This window comes from Bradyrhizobium sp. USDA 4354 (assembly GCF_054060315.1).
Window position 1 is genome coordinate 167,117 of sequence record NZ_JBSSDC010000001.1, and the last position, 15,660, is coordinate 182,776.

A 15,660-nucleotide genomic window follows, 5' to 3' on the forward strand; every position below is an offset into this window, starting at 1 on the left:
CATTGCGAGCGCAGCGAAGCAATCCAGAATCTTTCCGTGGTGACAGTCTGGATTGCTTCGCTGCGCTCGCAATGACGGCGGGGCTAAGCCTTCTCCGCGGGAGCCTGCCGCGCCTCGCCGCTCGACACCAGCAGCACCGAGACCTTCGACTGCCTGAGCACGGCGTCGGCGACGCCGCCGAAGGAGAGATGATCCGCCTGGATGCGGTCGACGCCCATGACGACGAGATCGACGTCGGTGGTGTCGATCTCGCGCAGGATCGCGGCCTCCGGCGCCCGGTTCACCCGCAGCGTGGTGGTGATGTCGACGTCGTAGCGGGCGGCGAGATCGCTGGTGTCCTTGAGGATGCCCGTCTCCTGGCTCAGTCCGCGGGAAACCCCACGCTGTGCGCCCTTGTCCCGCGTCGTCGCCACATAGATCACCCGGAGCGAGCCTGAGCCGGCCAGCGCCACCGCGACCTCGGCACCGCGCTTGGAAACAGCGCTGCCGGAAACGGGAACGAGAATGTTGAGCGCATCGGGCATCGGCTGCTTCAGATGCTTGCCCTTGCCCACGACGATCGCGAGCGGTCCTTCGAACTGCGTGGCGATGTCGTCGATCCTCCGATCGAAACGGTCCTTGGTCGCGGTCACCTTGTCGATGCCGACGACCAGGAGATCGAAGCCCTTGCGCGCTTCGTCGGCGATCGTCTCGCCGAGCTCCGCCTGCCTCGTACGGGTGACGACATCGACGTTGCCGGCATCTCCATCATTGTCGACCGACACTGTCGCGGCGGCCTTCTTTACCACGGCTTCGTGGCTTCCATCCTCGTCGCGCCCCTTCTCCCGCTCCTTAGGCCGCTCGCCGATATGCAGCACGGTGATCGGCAGGCCACGCATGCCGACAATCAGCCCCGCGATGTGGGCGGCGAAGGTGGCGTTGACGCTTTCGTCCACCGCCAGCAGGGGACGCTCGAGATTGGCGATGAAGCCGCGCTTCTCGAATTCTTCCCGCTCCAGCCGCTCCTTCTCCTCCTCGTTCATCGGCAGCTTGGCCAGCGCTGAACGCAGCATCGGCGGCATCGCCATCGTCGTCACGATCGCCATGGTGACGATCATCGTGAACAGGTTCTGGCTGAGCACGCCGATGGAAAGGCCGATGGTGGCGATGATCACCTCGGTCGAGCCGCGCGCGTTCATGCCGCTGGCGAGCGCCAGCGACTCCCTGGCATTCAGCCCGCCCACGGTGCCGCCAATGAAAGCGCCGCCGAACTTGCCGACGCTGGCGATCACGACAAGGACGCCGGTGAGCATCAGGAGATTGGGATCGCGCAGCACCGAGAGATCAGCGCTGAGCCCGGCCAGACCGAAGAACACCGGCATGAAGAAGCTCGAGATCAGCCCGCGCAGGCGCTCGTCGATCTGCCGCGTCAGGATCGGGGACTCGCCGACCAGGATGCCGGCGACGAAGGCACCGAGCACGGTGTGGACGCCGATCAGATGCGTGATCAATGCCATGACGCTCATCAACAGCAGGATCACGGTGATGACAGCCGCCGCGCTGACAAGCGTGTCGTTGGCCCAGCGAATCAGCTGGAACACCAGACGGCGGCCGATGGTGAAGCTGACGGCGAGGAAGGCGAGCGTCCCCAGCACGGCCTTCGCCACGGAAGCGATATCCAGCGTGCCGTGCGAAGCCAGGCTGAAGATGACGGCGATGATGATCCAGCCGATGGTGTCGTCGATGACGGCGGTCGCAACGATGATCTGCCCGACATTGCGGCGCATGAAATTCATCTCGCGCACCACCACGGCGACGATCTTCACCGAAGAGATCGACAGCGCCGTGCCCATGAACAGCGAGGCCACCAGGCGCTCTTGCGGATTGGGCAGCAGCGCATCCGGCAGGAACTCGCCGAGTGCGAAGCCACAGGCGAAGGGCACCAGGATGCCGGCAATCGAGATCGCGATCGCGGCCTTGCCAACCTTCCGGACCAGCTTGAGGTCGGTCTCCATGCCGGTCAGCAACAGCAGCAGCAGAATGCCCACTTGCGCGATGCCGTCGATCATCGCCTTCTGCTCGGGCGTCTTGGGAAAGATCGCGTGCTGCGCCTCCGGCCAGATCCAGCCGAACAGCGACGGCCCCAGGATGATGCCGGCGAGCAGTTCGCCCATCACCGAGGGCTGGCCAATCCGCTGCATGGTCTCGCCGAGGCCGCGGCCGACCGCCATCAGCAGCGCGATCTGCAGGATCAGGAGCGACTCGAAGGGTGCGGCCGACTTGCCGCCTTCGGCCCCGGCCGCAATGGAGGTGAGGACAAGCGCCGCGGGGACAAGGCCGACCGGTCGGAGCAGGGTCCATTGCATGCAGGCGTCTTTCCCCCTTCTCTGGCCCGGGTACCGGGGCCACGAGGGATAGAACCCGCGGAAGGCGACACGGGTTCCTCTCGCTTGCGCTGGGATTGACGGGGCAAAAACAAAAAGTGCGAAAACAACCCCATGCACTGTAGGGATGGCGTTGAGAAGGTTGAGAAATTTCTGACTTGCCGAAACGACTTGCTCCGTCGGGCAAAACACTGGCAGAATGGCATCGTGGGTGGGGCATGCGTGATGTGCCGCGAGGTCCTGCGCCATTGCTGCGAACGCGCCGCGCTCGTGCCCCGGACGCAGCGCAGCGTGTCTTCGACGGTGCGCTGCTGAGCCGGGGCCCATCTCTCGATCGAATTCGCGGCCTCTGGGTCCCGGCTCTGCGCTGCAACGCTCACGCGTTGCAGCTTGTCCGGGACACGAGATCGCTCCCCTCACACCGTCTGCGGCGTCCTGATCTCGCGCGGCAGGATCAGCGCGGCGGCGATCGCGAGCAGGCAGAGTGCGGCGAAGGCGTGCAGCATGGTGACGAAGCCACCCTGCTCGTAGAGCCAGGCGACGAGGCCGACGGACGCGCCGGCCGCGGTGAAGCCGACGAAATAGCGCACGGCATAGGCGCGCGAGCGCCACTCTTCGGTGGTGTACTTGCCGACCATGGCATCGTTCACCGTGACCTGCCCGAATGCACCCATGACGATGCCGATCGAGACCAGGATCAGCGGCAGATTGTTCAGGCTCGCGGCCAGATACAGGAACGGCGCCAGCATGAAGGACAGCGGCAGCGCCACCGTCTTCAGCGAATAGCGGTCGAGCAGCCGGCCGATCGTGTACTGCGTCATCGCGCCGAACACGTAGACGCAGGCCGCGATGACCCCGAGCAGCGCCGGGCTCTTGGTGAGATCCGCGAGCCGCTCGGCGAACAGCTTTGGCAGCGCCACGGTGACGGCGTTGAACGTCGTCGAGATCGCGATCACCACGATCAGCAGCGCCAGGATCACGCGCCACATGTCCTGTTTTGCCACCCGCGCCTGCGCTGCCGCCTGCTTCGAGCCCTTGCGGTCCTCATGGACGACGGTCATCGCGAAGCCGATGCCGATCAGGACAGTGACCACGCCGGGAACGATGAAGGCAAAGCGCCAGCCGAGATATTGGCCGATCACGCCGGTGACCAAGGCCGACGAGGCCACGCCGAGATTGCCCCAGACGCCGTTGACGCCCATCTCGCGGCCGAGCCGGTCGGCATAGGACACGATCATGGCGGTGCCGACGGGATGATAGATCGAGGCGAAGATGCCGATCGCGAGCAGCGCGGCACCGAGCTGCACGGGGGTTTGCACGAAACCAACCGCAATCATGGAGGCGCCGATGCCGACGAAGAAGATCAGCATCATGTGGCGGCGGCTCCAGCGGTCCCCCAGCCAGCCGGTGAGCAGCGAGCCCGCGCCGAAGGCAACGAAGCCCGGCGTCGCGTAAGGCAGGAGTTCCGAATAGGCCATGCCGAGCGCCGGGCCCATGATGATGACGGCGGCGGCGAAGATCAGCATCGAGTAATGGTCGATGAAATGGCCTGCATTGACGAAACTGATGACCCGACTGGGGCTATTCATTCCCGAATCCTCTCCTGCTCCGAAATGAGTTATATGTCCTGCCCATGACGGGATGCTGCCAATGACTGTCTTGGAAACGCCAATCCTCCGGGAGGTCCGGAGCAATCACCGTTCGCCCGCAGGCGTACACCTGGTCGCCCGCGATTATCCCAAGGGGATGCGGATCGAGCCGCACCTGCATCGCGAGGCGCAGCTGATCTATGCCGCGAAGGGCACGATGCAGGTGACGACGCCGGGGGGACGCTGGCTGGTGCCGCCGGACCGGGCCGTCTGGGTGCCGGCCGGGCTCGAGCACGCCATCGACCTGCTCGCCGACATCGAGATGCGCACGCTGTATTTCGACCTGGCTTGGCTGAAGCGCGAGCAGCGCTACGACGGCCTGACCAGGGAATTCGTGGTGCGGGTGTCGCCGCTGCTGCACCAGGCGATCCTGGCGCTGTTCGACGCGCGCAACACCGAGGAGCGCACCGAGCTGCTGGTCCGCCTCGTGATGCTGGAATTGCACCAGGCCGAGGATTCCGCGACCTTCGTGCCGCTGCCGCACGAGCCGCGCTGCCGCCGCGCCGCGATGATCGTGCTCGACGATCCCACGGGGCTACACGACATCGACACGCTGGCGCGCGAGGTCGGAACCTCGGCGCGCACACTGTCCCGGCTGTTCCCGAGCGAGACGCAGCTGAGCTTCAAGAGCTGGTGCCAGCGTGCGCGGATCGCCTCGGCGATCCAGCGGCTGTCCACGGATGCGAATGTCTCGGTGAAGCAGCTCGCCACATCGCTGGGTTATGCCAGTGTGCCGGCGTTCTCGGCCGCGTTCCGGCAGGTGACGGGGCGGACGCCGACGGAGTTTGCGGGGAAGGGGTAGCCCCAATCCCGTCATTGCGAGGAGCGAAGCGACGAAGCAATCCAGAATGCCGGCGCGGAGGGATTCTGGATTGCTTCGCTGCGCTCGCAATGACGGAGAATGTGGCTGCCGCCTCGTTCCCAAATGCCACCGCACGCTCCGCCCCTTCCCGCCTCCGCCCGGCATGACCGCATTCGCCAAACGCAGGGCCCAACGAAAGATGCCGCATTCGCCTGCTTGATTGTGATCGGTTTCCACCCAAATCCCGTGTAAGCTCCCGCATCGCACAAACCTGACACGAAAGCCCAGATGGCCAACGCCTTCTTCTCCGACCTGCTCGCCACCATCTCCGAGCGCGGCCGCACGTTGCTTCGCCGCGGCGATGCCTCGGACACCAAACGAGATGCCGATGGACTGCTCGAGCTTTGCGGCGCGCTGCTGTCCGGCCGCGGCGAAGCGTCCGGCACCGCCATGGCGCGCGAGGTGCTCGATCTCTATCAGGAGCTGGATGCGGAGGGACGCCGCGCCTTCTTCGAAGGACTGGTGCGCTTTTTCGGCCCCGACCGGGAACGATTGTCCAAGGCGATCGAGCAATGGCGCGCCAAACCGAGCGACGAGGATGCCAGCGCCCTGCACTTCGCCTCCGAGCCGCGGCGGCAGGAGCTGATCCGCCGCCTCAACCGCGCGCCGGGCGGTACCGGCGATCTCGTCAACATGCGCGCCGATCTGCTCGGAATGATGAACGGACACACCGATCTCGCCGCGCTCGATCGCGACGTCTCGCATCTTCTCTCTTCGTGGTTCAACAGGGGGTTTCTCGTGCTGCGCAGGATCGACTGGTCGACCCCGGCCAACATCCTCGAAAAGATCATCCGTTACGAGGCCGTGCATGAGATCTCCGACTGGGACGATCTGCGCCGCCGCATCGACCCGGTCGACCGCCGCTGCTACGCCTTCTTCCATCCTGCGATGGTGGACGAGCCGCTGATCTTCGTCGAGGTGGCGCTGACCGAGACGATTCCCGGCGCGATCGCGCCGCTGCTCGCGGTCGACCGCCAGCACCTTCCCATCGCGAAGGCGCGCACCGCCGTGTTCTATTCCATCTCCAACACCCAGCGCGGCCTTGGCGGCATCTCCTTCGGCAGCTTCCTGATCAAGCAGGTGGTGGAGGAGCTGCGCCGCGAATTGCCGAAGCTCGACAGCTTCGTCACGCTGTCGCCGGTGCCCGGCTTCATGCCATGGGTGAAGCAGGACAAGGACCTGCCGCTGTCGGACGAGGACCGCGAGGTGCTGAAGCGCCTCGACGATCCCAAATGGTTCGAAAGCCCCGAGACGGCGGCTCTGCTCCGCGGCGTGATCGAGCCGCTCGCGGCGCACTATTTCCTGAGGGCGCGCACGCCGAAGGGCCGGCTGATCGATTCCGTCGCCCGCTTCCATCTCGGCAACGGCGCGCGACTGGAGCGTATCAACTGGATGGGCGACCTCTCGCCCAAGGGCGTGCGCGAGTCCGCCGGCGTGATGGTCAACTATCTCTACCGCCTCGACGACATCGAGAAGAACCACGAGGCCTACGCCAATGACGGCGAGGTGGTGGCGTCGAGCGCGGTGAAGAAGCTGCTGAAGGGTGAAGGACGAAGGTTGCTGGATATGCGGTTGTCGTAAGCAAACGCTCGCTCCCGACCGTCATTGCGAGGAGCCCTTGCGACGAAGCAATCCAGACTGTCTCTGCGGGAATATCCTGGATTGCTTCGCTGCGCTCGCAATGACGAAGGGTTTGGCGACGCCTCGCGACTTACTCCCGCCGGTCAGATCAGCGTCTGGTACAAATCTTCCCAGTTCGGATTGACGCTCTCGATCAGCGCAAGCTTCTTCGCTCGGCTGCCGCCCTTGATCTGCTTCTCGCGCGCAATCGCGTCCGTCATGGTGGCGTGCAGCTCGTACCAGACAAGGAGCTTGCAACCGTACTTTGACGAGAAGCCCTTCACCAACCCTCGCGATGTTCGAATGCGCGGCGCGGCGGATTGGACGTGACGCCCGTGTAAATCGTTCCATTGCGGCGATTGGCGAGCATGTACACGCAGGGCTGCTTCATGATCGTACTCGGCTGACGGCAGCCGTTACGATATCACAACCAAAAGATGATTGCGAGGCTTTCGCCACGTCGTCATTGCGAGGAGCACTTGCGACGAAGCAATCCAGACTGCGTCCGCGGAGGGATTCTGGATTGCTGCGCTACGCTCGCAATGACGGAGTGTGTCGCCACAGTAGGGCTACTCCGCCAGTGCCTTCATCTCCTTGTAGAGATCGGACTTGCCTTCGAAGCCGATGCCTGCAAGCTCGGGCATGGTGATGTGGCCGCTTTCGACGCGGACGCCGTCGGGGAAGCCGCCATAGGGCTGGAACAGGTCGGGGTAGCTTTCGTTGCCCCCTAAGCCGAGGCCGGCGGCGATGTTGAGCGACATCTGGTGGCCGCCGTGGGGGATGCAGCGACTGGGGGACCAGCCGTAGGTCTTCAACACCTCGAGCGTGCGCTGGTATTCGCACAGGCCATAGGACAGCGCGCAGTCGAATTGCAGCCAGTCGCGGTCGGGACGCATGCTGCCGTAGCGGATCAAATTGCGGGCGTCCTGATGGCTGAACAGGTTTTCACCTGTGGCCATCGGGCCGGGATAGAATTCGGCGAGCGCGGCCTGCAGCGCGTAGTCGAGGGGATCGCCGGCCTCCTCGTACCAGAACAAGGGATAGTCGCGCAGCATCTTGGCGTAGGCGATGGCCGTCTCCAGGTTGAAGCGGCCGTTGGCATCGACGGCGAGCTGCGCGTCGTTGCCGATCTCCTTCAGCACCGCCTCGATGCGGGTGCGGTCTTCCTCGATTCCCGCGCCGCCGATCTTCATCTTGACGACGTTGTAGCCGCGGTCGAGATAGCCGCGCATCTCGCCGCGCAGCATCGAGAGATCCTTGCCCGGATAATAGTAGCCGCCGGCGGCGTAGACGAACACACGCGGATTGGCGGTGACGCCGTGGCGTTCGGCGAGCAGGCGAAACAGCGGCTTGCCGGCGATCTTCGCCACCGCGTCCCACACCGCCATGTCGATGGTGCCGACCGCGACCGAGCGCTCGCCATGGCCGCCCGGCTTCTCGTTGGTCATCATCGCGCCCCAGACCTTATCGGGATCGAGATTGTCGCCGGCCTCGTTCAGCAACGACTTCGGATCGGCTTCGAGAATACGCGCAGCAAAGCGCTCGCGGATGAGGCCGCCCTGCCCGTAGCGGCCGTTGGAGTTGAAGCCGTAGCCGATGACGCGCTTGCCGTCGCGCACCACGTCGGTGACGACGGCAACCAGGCTGGTCGTCATCTTGGTGAAGTCGATATAGGCGTTGCGGATCGGCGATGAGATCGGCTTGGTGATCTCGCGGACGTCGACGATGCGGACGGACATGGGGTGGCCTCTGGTGATTATGCTCGTCATTGCGAGCGAAGCGAAGCAATCCAGGAATGCATCCGCGGAGACAGCCTGGATTGCTTCGTCGCAAGGGCTCCTCGCAATGACGACGAGAGAGCGGCGCACTCAGCCCACACTATTTCTTATCCCTGAAATACGGCTCGACCGGACCATGCACCTTGATGGTCAGCGGGTTGCCGTAGCGGTCCTTGGCATTGCCGGCGGTGACACGGACCCAGCCTTCGCTGATGCAGTACTCCTCGACATTGGTCTTCTCGATGCCCTTGAAGCGGATGCCGACGTCGCGCGCCAGGATGTCGGCGTTGTAATAGGGGCTGTTCGGATCGACCGACAGACGGTCGGGAAATTCGTCGCTCATGATTGTCTCGCTCACAACAGTGTTTCGATTTGCTGCCGCAATCCTTCGGGACGGGCGGTCGGCGCGTAGCGCGCGACCACGCGGCCCTCACGGTCCACCAGGAATTTGGTGAAATTCCATTTGATGGACGCCCCTAACAGGCCGGATTGCTGACGTTTCAGGTACTCATACAAAGGATGCGCCTTCGGCCCGTTGACGTCGATCTTCTCGAACAGCGGAAAGGTGACGTCGTAATTGGTCGAGCAGAATTCCTGGATCTCGCTCGCCTGCCCCGGCTCCTGCGCGCCGAACTGGTTGCAGGGAAAGCCGAGCACCGAGAAGCCGCGCGGGGAGAGGTCGCGATAGAGATCCTCAAGGCCCCGATATTGCGGCGTGAAGCCGCATTTGCTCGCGGTGTTGACGATCAAGAGCACCTGCCTCTCGAAACGGCGCATCGGCACCTCCTCGCCGGCAAGCGAGTTGGCCTTGAAGTCGTAGATGGCGGTCATCGCTAGCCCACGGGATCGATCGGCGACGGCGGCACGCCGCCGGCCTCGATCGCTTCGCCCGCGAGCAGGCACAGGTCCTCGCGATAGCGCCCCGAAACGACGTGCACGCCGACCGGCGCCTTGCCGACGAGACCGGTGGAGACCACGAGGCCCGGCAAGCCCATGAAGGGAATCGCGATCTGCGGCAGCTGCGCTTCCCAGACCCGCTTGAAGGAGTCGTCGTCCTTGCAGTCGAGATGATCGGGGAACGGCAATTCACCGGAGACCGGCGTCAGCAGCACGGCGTATTTTTCGAAGAACAGCATCCACTCGCGCGTCAGCGTCGCTCTTCGGGTCAGCGCCTTGGCGTAGTTCGCCTGGTCCATCGGCGTGACCCTATTGCGGTTGCCGCGCAGGCAGGCCAGCGCACCGGGATCGCCCTCGCGCTCGGCCATCTCGAGCTGCGCCTCATAGCCGTCGCCGAGCCAGAGCTTGATCTGCCACTCCACCGCTTCGCGCATCGGCGGCGTGTCCTCGATGATGTCGACGGTCCAGCCGGCGCGCTCCAGCCGCTTGCCGGCATCGCTCACCGCGGCCTTCACCTCAGGCGTGGTGGCAAGGCCACCCGGATTGAGGCAGAGCGCGGCGCGCTTGTCCCGTGCCGGGCCTTGCAGCGGCACCGGCACGAACCAGGGATCACGGATGTCGCGGGCCGACATCGCTTCGAGCGAAATTCTGATGTCGTTGACCGCGCGCGCCAGGGGGCCTGACACCGCCATGATCTGCGGCCCGATCGGCCGCTCCGGCAGCGCCGGGTTGAAGGCGGGAATGCGGCCGAGCGTCGGGCGCAATCCGTGCACGCCGCAGGCATAGGCGGGATACCGGATAGAGCCGGCGATGTCGGTGCCGTGGGCGATGTGGCCGATGCCGGCCGCGACCGCCGAGCCGGCGCCGCCGGAGGAGCCGCCCGGCGTCAGCGAAGCGTCGCGCGGGTTCTTGGTGTCGCCATGGATCAGGTTGGTGGTGAACCAGCGGTAGGAGAAGGCCGGGCAATTGGTGCGGCCGAGCAGGACGGCGCCGGCCTTGCGGAAATTGGCGACCACCGGATTGTCCTCACGCGCGATCACGTCGCGCTGCAGCTTCAGGCCGTTGGTGGTGGCAAAGCCTTCCTGGTCGACATTGGCCTTGATGGTGACGGGCACGCCGGCGAGCACCCCGGGATCCTCGCCCCGCGCGATGGCGGCATCGACGGCGTCGGCCTGCCTGAGCACGTCCTCCGGCCGGTGGTCGATCACGGCGTTGAGCTGGGGATTGACGGCATCGAGCCGGGCGAGACCGGCCTTGGCGGCCTCCCTGGCGGACACCTTTTTGGATTTGACGAGGGTGGCGAGGTCGGCGGCCGACAGGCGCCAGAGATCTTGCATGGCTTGCTCCGTGTAACCGGCGTCTTTTAGCGCCGGCAACGCGGCAAAGCCATGCGGATTTCGCGGGGGTGAAGGGCGGGTTTGGTGCCGGATGGTGCCTCATTCGCCGTCATTGCGAGCGCAGCGAAGCAATCCAGAGTCCCTCCGCAGAGACAGTCTGGATGGCTTCGTCGCAAGGGCTCCTCGCAATGACGGGGAGAGAGCTGGGCTCAATGCCTTGTTGCGGACTGGTCCGGCAGGTCCAGCAGGGCCTCGGTGAAGGGGAACTCCAGCACGATCTCGCCTTCGGCGTCGGTGACCTCGATGACTGCTTCCAGCAGGGCCCGTTGGGTGCCTTCCGACTTGACGACTTCAAGGATCATCTGGCGCGCGACCTCCCAGGCGCGATCGGGGTTGCGCAGGTCCTCGCCGTCAGGATCCACGATCAATTCGTCGCCGATACGGGTGTTGAAGAAATATCTGGGCATGCCTGATCCAATGGGGTCGCCTGTAGCCGAATAGAAGCCGTTCCATACTCACAACTGGTTTATCCCGACAGGGATCACGACCTATCGGCTATTTTGCGGATGTCATTCGCTCATCTTTGCGGCTGCAATGCGCTCTCTTTGCAGTGCAACAATTCTGCCAGCCTACTACCTAGGTCGGGAAAATTTCACTGGCGAACTTTTCCGCCAGCATTAGTTTAACGGGCGGGCGGATACGTCCCGAATTCGCAAGATGGAGAGCCGAAATGGCCTGGAAAGCCCCGAAGATCGTCGAAGTGCCCTGCGGCATGGAAATCAACATGTATGTGAGCGCCACCCGCAAGTAAGCGGTTGGTGAGATTGCGTTCTGCGCAGGTGGATCTTTCGGCCCGCATTCTTTCGGTCACGATGCGTTTCCGGAAGACAGGATTTGTGTCGGCCTGAGATCCACCTCGCGAATTTGCCTCCAGGAGACGGATCATGCTTCGCGTCGTCGTCCTGGGCGCCGGGGCCGGCGGCGGAGTTCCGCAATGGAATTGCGGCTGCGACGGCTGCCGAGCGGCCCGTAGCGGCGGCCACGAGCTTCAAAGGACCCAAGCCTCGGTCGCCTTCAGCGGTGACGGCGAGCACTGGTTCCTGATCAACGCCTCTCCGGACCTGCGGCAGCAATTGAACGCCACGCCACAGCTGCACCCCAAGGCGGGCGCGCTGCGTCACACGCCGGTTGCGGGCGTGATTCTGACCAACAGCGAAGTCGATGCGGTGGCGGGCCTGCTGTCGATGCGCGAAGGTTCGCCCTTCACGATCTATGCGCATGAGAAGGTGCTGGCGATCCTTGCCAGCAACAGCATCTTCAACGTGCTGAACGAGAAGAACGTGCGGCGCCAGCCGATCGCACTTCGCGAGCCGTTCGAGCCCCCGCCTGCCGGATGGCGCGCGCTCCGGCCTGGAGGTGCTGCCCTTCGCGGTGCCGGGCAAGTCGGCCTGGTATCTTGAAGGCAAGGTGCATCCGGGCGGCGAGAGCGGCGACGGCGACACGCTGGGCCTGAAGATCACCGAGAAGGCCACGGGCAAGTTCTTCTACTTCATCGCCGCCTGCGCCGAGGTGACCGATGCACTCAAGTCCGAGATCGACGGCGCCGCGCTGGTGTTCTTCGACGGCACGGTCTGGCGCGACGACGAGATGATCAGGGCCGGCCTCGGCCACAAGACCGGCAAGAGCATGGGCCATGTCGCCATGTCCGGCGACGACGGCGCCATCGCGCGGCTGGCCGACCTCAATATCGACAGGAAGCTGTTTCTGCATATCAATAACTCGAATCCGGCGCTGCTGCCCGCCTCGCCTGAGCGCAAAGCCGCGGAGCAGGCGGGCTGGCAGATACCCGCTGACGGAACGGAGATCGTGCTGTGAATGCCGCATCACTGACTGGAATGACCGCGCTCTCGATCGGCAAGGACTCAAGGCTCAACTCGGCCGAGGAGCTCGAGGCGACGCTGCGCCATATCGGGGCGACGCGCTATCACAGCCTGCATCCGTTCCATAAGCTGCTGCACGGCGGCAAGCTGAACAAGGGCCAGGTGCAGGCCTGGGCGCTCAACCGCTACTATTACCAGAGCACGATCCCGATCAAGGACGCGGTGGTGATCTCGCGCTTCCGCGACCGCGCCACGCGCGTGGAATGGCGCCATCGCATCGAGGACCATGACGGCGATGTCGGCTCGGAGGGCGGTATCGAGCGCTGGCTCAAGCTGACCGAAGGGCTCGGGCTCGATACGGCTTACGTGGAATCGACCGAGGGTATCTTGCCGGCGACGCGCTTCGCCGTGGAAGCCTACGTGCATTTTTGCCGCGAGAAGAGCCCGCTGGAGGCGATCGCCTCCTCGCTCACCGAATTGTTCGCGCCGAACCTGCATGAAGAGCGCATCGCCGGCATGCTCGAGCATTACGATTTCGTCAATCCTGACATCATGAGCTACTTCAAGCGCCGCCTCACCCAGGCGCCGCGCGATGCCAATTTCGCTCTTCATTATGTCAAGACGCATGCCACGACGCCGGAGCAGCGCGCGCAGGTCTGCAACGCGCTGATCTTCAAGACCAACGTGCTTTGGGTGCAGCTCGATGCGCTCCAGCATGCCTATGTCGAAGGCCACATTCCACCGGGCGCGTTCGTGCCCAAAGCGAGCTAACGAGGAACAGCAATGGCCGGGCCGCGGAACATCAGCGTCAGCGAGGCAAGCCGCCCCGTGCTGCCGCGGCATGCCAAGCTGAAATATGATGAGACGCGGAAGGTCTGGGTGATCCTGGCGCCGGAGCGGGTGCTGGCGCCCGACGAGATCGCGGTCGAGGTCTTGCAGCTCTGCAACGGCGAGCGTAGCGTCGGCGACGTCGCCGATCGGCTCGCGGCGAAATACGCCGCGCCGCGCGATGCGATCCTCACTGATGTGATCGCCATGCTGCAGGATCTCGCCGATAAGGGCTTTCTCACCGAAGCCCGGGAGAAGACGTCATGAGCGACGTGCTCGGCACCATCCCGCCCGAGACCAGCGACAGCCTCGCGGTGCTGGAGAAGCAGCGCTCGACGGCGGAGACGTTCGGCATTCCGCTCGCCGTGCTGCTCGAGATCACCCATCGCTGCCCGCTGCAATGTCCCTACTGCTCCAACCCGGTCGAGCTCGACCGCTCGGGCAAGGAGCTGACCACGGACGAGTGGAAGAAGGTCTTGAGCGAGCTCGCCGAGATCGGCGTGTTGCAGGTGCATTTCTCCGGCGGCGAGCCGACCGCACGCAAGGACCTCGTCGAGCTGGTGAAGCATGCCAGCGACGCCGGCCTCTACACCAATCTGATCACCTCGGCCGTGTTGCTGACGCGCGAGAAGCTCAGCGATCTCGCGGATGCCGGGCTCTGCCATGTGCAGATCTCTTTCCAGGGCATCGAGGAAGGCCTTGCCGATCGCGTCGCCGGCTACAGGAACGCTCACCGCAAGAAGCTCGAGGTCGCGAAATGGACGCGCGAGCTCGATCTGCCGCTCACCGTGAACGCGGTGATGCACCGGCAGAATTTGCACCAGCTCCCCGACATCATCCAGATGGCGCTCGATCTCGACGCCGACCGGCTCGAGGTCGCCAATGTGCAATATTACGGCTGGGCGCTGAAGAACCGCGCCGCCTTGATGCCGACCGTGGCGCAACTCGACGAATGCACCCGACTCGTCGAGGAGGCGCGCGAACGGCTGAAGGGCCGGCTGACCATCGACTACGTCGTGCCGGATTATTACGCACTGCGGCCGAAGAAGTGCATGGGCGGCTGGGGCCGGCAGTTCTTCAACATCTCGCCCGCCGGCAAGGTGCTGCCGTGCCATGCCGCCGAGAGCATCACCGGGCTCGAGTTCGAATCCGTGCGTTCCAACCATTCGATCGCCTGGATCTGGCAGAACTCGGACGCCTTCAACCGCTATCGCGGCACCGGCTGGATGAAAGAGCCGTGCAAGACTTGCGAATTCCGCGAGATCGATTTCGGCGGCTGCCGCTGCCAGGCCTTTGCGCTGACGGGCGATGCCGCCAACACCGACCCCGCTTGCGCGCTGTCGCCGCTGCACGAGACCATCTTCAAGCAGGCCGAGCGCGAGGCCGAGGGCGAGACCAACCGCTTCCTCTACCGCAATTTCGCCGGCGGCACCCTGGAATCCGAGAATGACGCCTGACGCCGACGCAGGCACAGCGGTCAGGCGCGCCGATCCCTTTGCGCCGCTGACCTCGGATATGCTCGATGTCGGCGACGGCCATGAGCTCTATGTCGAGAGCGTCGGCCGCGCCGACGGAATCCCTGCGGTCTATCTGCATGGCGGGCCCGGCAGCGGCTGCCAGCCCGATCATCGCCGGCTGTTCGATCCCGACCGTTTCTGCGCGGTGCTGTTCGATCAGCGCGGCTGCGGACGCAGCCGTCCCAAGGGATCGCGCGAGCACAACACCACGGCGCACCTGATCGCGGACATGGAGAAGATCCGCGAAAAGTTCGGCATCTCACGCTGGATGGTGGTCGGCGGCTCCTGGGGCGCGACGCTGGCGCTGGCTTATGCGGAAGCGCATCCCGAGCGCGTTTCCGGCATCGCGCTGCGCGCGACGTTTCTCGGCACGCGGGCCGAGGTCGAGACGGCCTTCACCTCCCGCCTGTCGCAATTCCATCCCGCGCTTTACGAGGATTTCCTTAGCGTGCTGCCGCCCGAGGAGCGCGACCGGCCGGTCGATGCCTATTGGCGCCGCATCCTCGATGCCGACCCGAGCGTGCATGGCCCAGCGGCGAAGGCCTGGCACGACACCGAGCGCACGCTCTCCGAGCACAAGCCTGCAAAGACACGGCTGGAACTGGCCTCGCTGAACGTGTGGCGGACGCTACCGGCGACGCCATTCATGGAGGCGCATTATTTCGTCAACGACAGCTTCATGACCGCTGACCAGCTGCTGCAGAATGCGGGGAGACTCGCCGGCATTCCCGGTATCATCGTGCAGGGGCGCTATGATCTGCTGTGTCCTCCTGCGACATCCCAGGCCCTTGCGAAAGTCTGGCCCGGTTCCGAGCTCCGCATCGTGGAAGAAGCCGGACATTCGCTCTATGATGGCGGCGTGAGGGACGCGGTGATGAAGTCCATCGCTGACCTCGCATCGAAGATCGGGCGATGAGAGGACAAGAAGA

At 64.6% G+C, this 15,660-nt stretch carries 14 protein-coding genes and 2 pseudogenes; 8 read left to right on the forward strand and 8 right to left on the reverse strand.

All coding sequences use genetic code 11. From position 1 onward, the window contains the following. Positions 1 to 83 precede the first annotated feature (83 nt). Both ACVIIV_RS00830 and ACVIIV_RS00835 read right to left on the reverse strand, forming a co-directional pair. Positions 84 to 2,345, reverse strand: coding sequence for a cation:proton antiporter domain-containing protein (locus tag ACVIIV_RS00830; RefSeq protein WP_456742470.1), 2,262 nt, complete (start codon positions 2,343 to 2,345; stop codon positions 84 to 86). A gap of 434 nt (positions 2,346 to 2,779) precedes the next feature. After that, positions 2,780 to 3,952 (reverse strand): MFS transporter, encoded by a 1,173-nt coding sequence (locus tag ACVIIV_RS00835; protein ID WP_456742471.1) that lies wholly within the window; start codon positions 3,950 to 3,952, stop codon positions 2,780 to 2,782. 61 nt (positions 3,953 to 4,013) lie between these two features. Here ACVIIV_RS00835 and ACVIIV_RS00840 point away from each other — a divergent pair, with 61 nt between their 5' ends. Together ACVIIV_RS00840 and ACVIIV_RS00845 are read left to right on the forward strand one after the other, a co-directional pair. Continuing rightward, positions 4,014 to 4,814: an AraC family transcriptional regulator gene (locus tag ACVIIV_RS00840; protein ID WP_456742472.1), complete on the forward strand. Its 801-nt coding sequence runs from the start codon at positions 4,014 to 4,016 to the stop codon at positions 4,812 to 4,814. A 288-nt stretch (positions 4,815 to 5,102) separates the two neighbouring features. After that, the gene (locus ACVIIV_RS00845; protein WP_456742473.1) at positions 5,103 to 6,455 is read left to right on the forward strand and encodes a malonyl-CoA decarboxylase; all 1,353 of its coding nucleotides are present in this window, start codon (positions 5,103 to 5,105) and stop codon (positions 6,453 to 6,455) included. 143 nt (positions 6,456 to 6,598) lie between these two features. On the opposite strand, the pseudogene ACVIIV_RS00850 reads toward ACVIIV_RS00845, so the two are convergent. The 6 genes and pseudogenes from ACVIIV_RS00850 to ACVIIV_RS00875 form a co-directional block, all read right to left on the reverse strand. After that, positions 6,599 to 6,885 (reverse strand): annotated as a pseudogene (locus ACVIIV_RS00850) (GIY-YIG nuclease family protein). 178 nt (positions 6,886 to 7,063) lie between these two features. Next, complete coding sequence (gene tarD, locus ACVIIV_RS00855) at positions 7,064 to 8,233, reverse strand: D(-)-tartrate dehydratase (RefSeq protein ID WP_456742474.1); 1,170 nt, start codon at positions 8,231 to 8,233, stop codon at positions 7,064 to 7,066. A gap of 139 nt (positions 8,234 to 8,372) precedes the next feature. Further along, positions 8,373 to 8,615: a DUF3297 family protein gene (locus tag ACVIIV_RS00860; RefSeq protein WP_035730878.1), complete on the reverse strand. Its 243-nt coding sequence runs from the start codon at positions 8,613 to 8,615 to the stop codon at positions 8,373 to 8,375. Between the two features lie 11 nt (positions 8,616 to 8,626). After that, positions 8,627 to 9,103: a glutathione peroxidase gene (locus tag ACVIIV_RS00865; protein ID WP_456742475.1), complete on the reverse strand. Its 477-nt coding sequence runs from the start codon at positions 9,101 to 9,103 to the stop codon at positions 8,627 to 8,629. A gap of 2 nt (positions 9,104 to 9,105) precedes the next feature. Continuing rightward, complete coding sequence (locus tag ACVIIV_RS00870; protein WP_456742476.1) at positions 9,106 to 10,506, reverse strand: amidase family protein; 1,401 nt, start codon at positions 10,504 to 10,506, stop codon at positions 9,106 to 9,108. A gap of 209 nt (positions 10,507 to 10,715) precedes the next feature. Then, positions 10,716 to 10,973: a DUF6894 family protein gene (locus ACVIIV_RS00875; RefSeq protein ID WP_456742477.1), complete on the reverse strand. Its 258-nt coding sequence runs from the start codon at positions 10,971 to 10,973 to the stop codon at positions 10,716 to 10,718. Between the two features lie 263 nt (positions 10,974 to 11,236). Here ACVIIV_RS00875 and pqqA point away from each other — a divergent pair, with 263 nt between their 5' ends. From pqqA to pip, 6 genes and pseudogenes are all read left to right on the forward strand, one after another. Continuing rightward, positions 11,237 to 11,317, forward strand: a complete 81-nt coding sequence (pqqA, locus tag ACVIIV_RS00880) for a pyrroloquinoline quinone precursor peptide PqqA (protein ID WP_007595659.1) — start codon at positions 11,237 to 11,239, stop codon at positions 11,315 to 11,317. Between the two features lie 133 nt (positions 11,318 to 11,450). Then, positions 11,451 to 12,381: pseudogene (gene pqqB / locus ACVIIV_RS00885) on the forward strand (pyrroloquinoline quinone biosynthesis protein PqqB). After that, on the forward strand, positions 12,378 to 13,157 hold the full coding sequence (gene pqqC / locus ACVIIV_RS00890) for a pyrroloquinoline-quinone synthase PqqC (RefSeq protein ID WP_456742478.1): 780 nt from the start codon (positions 12,378 to 12,380) through the stop codon (positions 13,155 to 13,157). The pseudogene pqqB and the gene pqqC overlap by 4 nt, the downstream one beginning before the upstream one ends. 12 nt (positions 13,158 to 13,169) lie before the next feature. Further along, a complete protein-coding gene (gene pqqD / locus ACVIIV_RS00895) occupies positions 13,170 to 13,481 on the forward strand; it encodes a pyrroloquinoline quinone biosynthesis peptide chaperone PqqD (RefSeq protein WP_456742479.1) in 312 nt (103 codons plus the stop codon). Then, on the forward strand, positions 13,478 to 14,671 hold the full coding sequence (pqqE, locus tag ACVIIV_RS00900; protein ID WP_456742480.1) for a pyrroloquinoline quinone biosynthesis protein PqqE: 1,194 nt from the start codon (positions 13,478 to 13,480) through the stop codon (positions 14,669 to 14,671). The genes pqqD and pqqE overlap by 4 nt, the downstream gene beginning before the upstream one ends. Then, entirely contained in the window at positions 14,661 to 15,647 is a 987-nt protein-coding gene (gene pip, locus ACVIIV_RS00905; protein ID WP_456742481.1) for a prolyl aminopeptidase, read from the forward strand. Before pqqE ends, pip begins: the two co-directional genes overlap by 11 nt. Positions 15,648 to 15,660 lie beyond the last annotated feature (13 nt).

Bases quoted from the DNA above. Each gene is read 5' to 3' on its own strand.
- ACVIIV_RS00830 (WP_456742470.1), bottom strand. From the start codon at position 2,345: ATGCAATGGACCCTGCTCCGACCGGTCGGCCTTGTCCCCGCGGCGCTT.
- ACVIIV_RS00835 (WP_456742471.1), bottom strand. From the start codon at position 3,952: ATGAATAGCCCCAGTCGGGTCATCAGTTTCGTCAATGCAGGCCATTTC.
- ACVIIV_RS00840 (WP_456742472.1), top strand. From the start codon at position 4,014: ATGACTGTCTTGGAAACGCCAATCCTCCGGGAGGTCCGGAGCAATCAC.
- ACVIIV_RS00845 (WP_456742473.1), top strand. From the start codon at position 5,103: ATGGCCAACGCCTTCTTCTCCGACCTGCTCGCCACCATCTCCGAGCGC.
- tarD (WP_456742474.1), bottom strand. From the start codon at position 8,233: ATGTCCGTCCGCATCGTCGACGTCCGCGAGATCACCAAGCCGATCTCA.
- ACVIIV_RS00860 (WP_035730878.1), bottom strand. From the start codon at position 8,615: ATGAGCGACGAATTTCCCGACCGTCTGTCGGTCGATCCGAACAGCCCC.
- ACVIIV_RS00865 (WP_456742475.1), bottom strand. From the start codon at position 9,103: ATGACCGCCATCTACGACTTCAAGGCCAACTCGCTTGCCGGCGAGGAG.
- ACVIIV_RS00870 (WP_456742476.1), bottom strand. From the start codon at position 10,506: ATGCAAGATCTCTGGCGCCTGTCGGCCGCCGACCTCGCCACCCTCGTC.
- ACVIIV_RS00875 (WP_456742477.1), bottom strand. From the start codon at position 10,973: ATGCCCAGATATTTCTTCAACACCCGTATCGGCGACGAATTGATCGTG.
- pqqA (WP_007595659.1), top strand. From the start codon at position 11,237: ATGGCCTGGAAAGCCCCGAAGATCGTCGAAGTGCCCTGCGGCATGGAA.
- pqqD (WP_456742479.1), top strand. From the start codon at position 13,170: ATGGCCGGGCCGCGGAACATCAGCGTCAGCGAGGCAAGCCGCCCCGTG.
- pqqE (WP_456742480.1), top strand. From the start codon at position 13,478: ATGAGCGACGTGCTCGGCACCATCCCGCCCGAGACCAGCGACAGCCTC.
- pip (WP_456742481.1), top strand. From the start codon at position 14,661: ATGACGCCTGACGCCGACGCAGGCACAGCGGTCAGGCGCGCCGATCCC.